Source organism: Hydrogenophaga sp. 70-12 (assembly GCF_001897365.1).
In the GTDB taxonomy this organism is placed as follows: Bacteria; Pseudomonadota; Gammaproteobacteria; order Burkholderiales; family Burkholderiaceae_C; genus Hydrogenophaga; species Hydrogenophaga borbori.
Map to the genome: position 1 here is coordinate 1 of NZ_MKSS01000007.1, position 4,366 is coordinate 4,366.

Sequence of the window (4,366 nt, forward strand, 5' to 3'; positions counted from 1 at the left end):
TGGACACCGTCAACCCCTGGGCGCTGCTGTTGGGCGCGCTGTGCGTGCTGGGCCTGTTCGTGTGGCCGCGCCTGTGGGCCACCGACTCGCGCTTTCGCCGCCAGCTGGACCACCTGGAGGTGCCCGGCGCCCTGCGCGCGACCTCGCGCGTGCCGGGGCCGGTCGTGGCGCTGCTCACCCTCTCGCTGCTGGCCTGGGCGCTGAAGCTGCCGGTGGAGACCATCGGCACGCGGTTCGGTGGCATCCCGCAGGGCCTGCCGGCCTTTGCACTGCCCGATTTTTCGTGGGAGACCGTGCGCCTGCTGGTCACGCCCACCCTGACCATCGCGCTGCTGGGGGCTGTGGAGTCGCTGCTGTGCGCGCGGGTGGCCGACCAGCTCGCCGACGCGCGCAAGCACGACCCGAACCAGGAACTGATGGCCCAGGGCGTGGCCAACGCGGTGGTGCCCTTCTTCGGCGGCATGCCGGTCACCGGCACCATCGCGCGCACCGTCACCAACATCCGCGCCGGCGCGGCCTCGCCGGTGGCGGGCATGGTGCATTCGCTCACGCTCACGGTGGTGGTGCTGGCGGCGGCGCCGCTGGCCTTTCACATCCCGCTGGCGGTGCTGGCCGGCGTGCTGCTGTTCGTGGCCTGGAACATGGGCGAGTGGCGCGAGTTCGCCCGTCTGAAGCACTTCAGCAACCACTACCGGTTGATGCTGCTGAGCACCTTCTCGGTCACCATCGTCTTCGACCTCACGGTGGCCGTGGAGCTGGGCCTGGTGCTGGCGGTGGTGCTGTTCGTGCGGCGCCAGCGCGACATCTTCAGCGCCGAGCCGGTGCGGCGCGAGGACGGCCGCCAGACCTGGCGGCTCTACGGCTCGCTGTTCTTCGGCGCGGTCACCAAGATCGACCCCATCGTCGCCGAGGTGGAGGCCGCGCCCGGGCCGCTGCACCTGCTGCTGGACGCGCACCTGATGGTCTCGCTCGACACCACCGGCCTGGACGCGCTGGAGCAGCTGCACAAGGCGCTGCGGCGGCGCGGCGGGCGGCTGGAGATCGTGGGCCTGCAGCCGCAGCCGGCCTCGCTGATGGCGCGCTCGGGCTTTGCCGGACGCCTGGCCGAGGCCACCGGGGACGGCCAGTAAAATCGCCGGTTTCCCCGATCCGGACACCCTCCCCCGCCGCCATGTCCTTCTTCCGCCGCCCCGACTACCAATCCGAAGCCACCCAGTTCATCGAGCAGCTCAAGGCCGATCGGCCGGGGCTGGAGGCCCGGCAGCGCGAGGGCCGCGGCCTGCTCTGGGACAAGACCATCGACCGCGAGTTCGCGGCCGAGGCCGAGGCGGCCGAGGTCCCGCAGAAGCCCTACGTCTACCAGACGAATTCCGACTTCAACTGAGCCGGCGACCATGACCGAACCGGCGCCCTCCCTGGACGAAGCCCCGCAGGGCCTCGACGAGGTGCTGCCCTCGGTGGTCGACAACGTGGCGCTGGCGCGGCTCTATGGCGAGCCGCTGTTCAAGCTGCCGCAGGACCTGTACATCCCGCCCGACGCGCTGCGCGTCTTCCTCGAGGCCTTCGAGGGCCCGCTGGACCTGCTGCTCTACCTGATCCGCAAGCAGAACTTCAACATCCTCGACATCCCCATGGCCGGGGTCACGCGCCAGTACCTGGAGTACGTCGAGGAAATCCGCGCCAACAACCTCGAACTGGCGGCCGAGTACCTGCTGATGGCCGCGATGCTGATCGAGATCAAGTCGCGCATGCTGCTGCCACCCAAGAAAACGGCCGAGGGCGAAGAGGCCGAGGACCCGCGCGCCGAACTCGTGCGCCGCCTGCTCGAGTACGAGCAGATGAAGCTGGCCGCGCAGCGCCTGTCCGAGGTGCCCCAGTACGGCCGCGACTTCCTGCGCGCCCAGATCTATGTCGAGCAGGCGCTGCAGCCGCGCTTTCCCGACGTGGACATGGTCGACCTGCAGAGCGCCTGGCGCGACATCCTCAAGCGCGCCAAGCTCGTGCAGCACCACAAGATCAGCCGCGAGGAGCTGTCGGTGCGCGAGCACATGAGCATCGTGCTGCGCCAGCTGCAGGGCCGCCAGTTCGTCGAATTCGGCGACCTGTTCGACACCAGCCGGGGCGTGCCGGTGGTGGTCGTCACCTTCATCGCCATGCTCGAGCTCGCCAAGGAAACCCTGATCGAGCTGACCCAGGCCGAGGCCTTCGCGCCCATCTACGTGCGCCTGGCCTATACCCCCACATCATGAGCCCCCACGCTCCGCCGCTGCGCGGGTCGCGGCCCCCCAAGGGGGCTGAGCCGCCTTGGGGCGGCCCGGCGGCGGCTCGTACTCCGTCCTCCAACAGCACATGACCCAACACTTCGACGTCCTGGTCATCGGCAGCGGCCTGGCAGGGCTGTCGACCGCCCTTCACCTGAGCGCCACCCACCGCGTGGCCGTCATCACCAAGCGCGCCCTGCTCGACGGCTCGAGCAACTGGGCCCAGGGTGGCATCGCCGCCGTGCTGGCCGAGGGCGACAGCTACGCCTCGCACGTGGAAGACACCCTCGTGGCCGGCGCCGGGCTGAGCGACCGCGAGGCCACCGAGTTCACGGTGGAGAACGCACCCGCCGCCATCGCCTGGCTGCGCGAATTGGGCGTGCCCTTCTCCACCGCCGACGGCGAGCTGCACCTCACGCGCGAGGGCGGCCACAGCCACCGACGCATCGTGCACGCGGCCGACGCCACCGGCGCTGCCGTGCAGGCCACCCTGGTCGAGCGGGTGAAGGCCACGCCCGGCATCCAGGTGTTCGAGCACCACATGCTGGTGGATCTGATCACCGAGCGCCATGTCGGCGGCTGCGGCGAGCGCCGCTGCTTTGGCGCCTACGTGCTCGACACCGTGCGCGACGAGGTGGTCACCTTCGCGGCCCGCCACACCGTGCTGGCCACGGGCGGCGCGGGCAAGGTCTACCTCTACACCACCAACCCCGACACCGCCACGGGCGACGGCATCGCCGCCGCCTGGCGCGCGGGCTGCCAGGTGGCGAACATGGAGTTCATCCAGTTCCACCCCACCTGCCTGTACCACCCGCACGCCAAGAGCTTCCTCATCACCGAGGCCGTGCGCGGCGAAGGCGGCATCCTCAAGCTGCCGCCGCACCTGGGCGGCCACCGCTTCATGCCCGACCACGACCCGCGCGCCGAACTGGCGCCGCGCGACGTGGTGGCGCGCGCGATCGACTTCGAGATGAAGAAGCATGGCCTGGACTGCGTGCACCTGGACATCTCGCACCAGAGCCCCGAGTTCCTGCGCGAGCACTTCCCCAACATCCTGGCGCGCTGCGCCGAGCTGGGCATCGACATCACCAAGGAGCCCATCCCGGTGGTGCCGGCCGCGCACTACACCTGCGGCGGCGTCGTCACCGACCTGCAGGGCCACACCGAGATCGCCGGCCTGTACGCCGTGGGCGAGACCACCTGCACCGGCCTGCACGGCGCCAACCGGCTGGCGAGCAATTCGCTGGTGGAGTGCATGGTGTTCGCGCAGGCGGCGGCCAGCGCCATCCGCGCGCACCAGGCACCCGACACGCCGGCGCTGCCGCTGTGGGACGACAGCCGCGTGACCGACGCCGACGAGATGGTCGTCATCTCGCACAACTGGGACGAGCTGCGCCGCTTCATGTGGGACTACGTGGGCATCGTGCGCACCGACAAGCGCCTGGAGCGCGCGGCGCACCGCATCACCCTGCTGCAGCGCGAGATCCATGAGTTCTACGCGCAGTTCCACGTCACGCGCGACCTGCTGGAGCTGCGCAACCTGGTGCAGGTGGCCGACCTGATCGTCATGTCGGCCATGCTGCGCCGCGAAAGCCGCGGCCTGCATTTCAGCCTGGACCACCCGGGCATGCTGCCCGAGGCGAAGCCGACGATTCTGGTGCCGCCGGGGCGGTGAGGCAGCCAGCGAGCCCGCACCGGCGGTAACGTGGTTCTGCCGGGATCACGTCAATTGATCTCGTTGGGGCCAATGAGCGTGGGCTTGCCGAATCCCAGGAATGGCTTGACGCAGCGCCAACGCGAGTGCTTCACGGGACGCGCCTGTGATGCTTCGTCCAAGGCTTGAATGCTCAATCGGCAGATGTGGTCCTGCAAATCCGTCGACAGCACATAGCGTTTGCCTTCCTCCGGTGTGAACCGAAGAAACAATGGGCCGCAGGAGGCGTCGTTGGTGTATGTGGTGGCCGCGAAGGCGATCGCCTGGCCAGCGGGGAAGTGGGTGATCTTGGTCCTTGGAAGTTTCTCGATCCGATTCAGATTGCCCAAGGACATGAAATTGGCCAGACCATGAAAGCGCTGTACTGAAGCAGGGAGCATCTCGCGCCTTC

General features: G+C 69.2%; 5 protein-coding genes. 4 read left to right on the forward strand and 1 reads right to left on the reverse strand.

What is annotated here, in order from left to right; all coding sequences use genetic code 11:
* From BGO22_RS00310 to nadB, 4 genes are all read left to right on the forward strand, one after another.
* The coding region (locus BGO22_RS00310) for a SulP family inorganic anion transporter (protein WP_286848239.1) at nt 1-1,130 on the forward strand (1,130 nt) is incomplete at its 5' end.
* A gap of 41 nt (nt 1,131-1,171) precedes the next feature.
* Nucleotides 1,172-1,384: a DUF3460 family protein gene (locus tag BGO22_RS00315; protein ID WP_070397270.1), complete on the forward strand. Its 213-nt coding sequence runs from the start codon at nt 1,172-1,174 to the stop codon at nt 1,382-1,384.
* A 10-nt stretch (nt 1,385-1,394) separates the two neighbouring features.
* The gene (locus BGO22_RS00320; RefSeq protein ID WP_070397269.1) at nt 1,395-2,249 is read left to right on the forward strand and encodes a segregation and condensation protein A; all 855 of its coding nucleotides are present in this window, start codon (nt 1,395-1,397) and stop codon (nt 2,247-2,249) included.
* 100 nt (nt 2,250-2,349) lie between these two features.
* Nucleotides 2,350-3,936, forward strand: a complete 1,587-nt coding sequence (gene nadB / locus BGO22_RS00325; RefSeq protein WP_070397268.1) for an L-aspartate oxidase — start codon at nt 2,350-2,352, stop codon at nt 3,934-3,936.
* Between the two features lie 50 nt (nt 3,937-3,986).
* Here the strand turns inward: nadB and BGO22_RS00330 are convergent.
* Nucleotides 3,987-4,366 (reverse strand): hypothetical protein (locus BGO22_RS00330; RefSeq protein WP_286848244.1); only part of this gene is annotated, 380 nt, incomplete at its 5' end.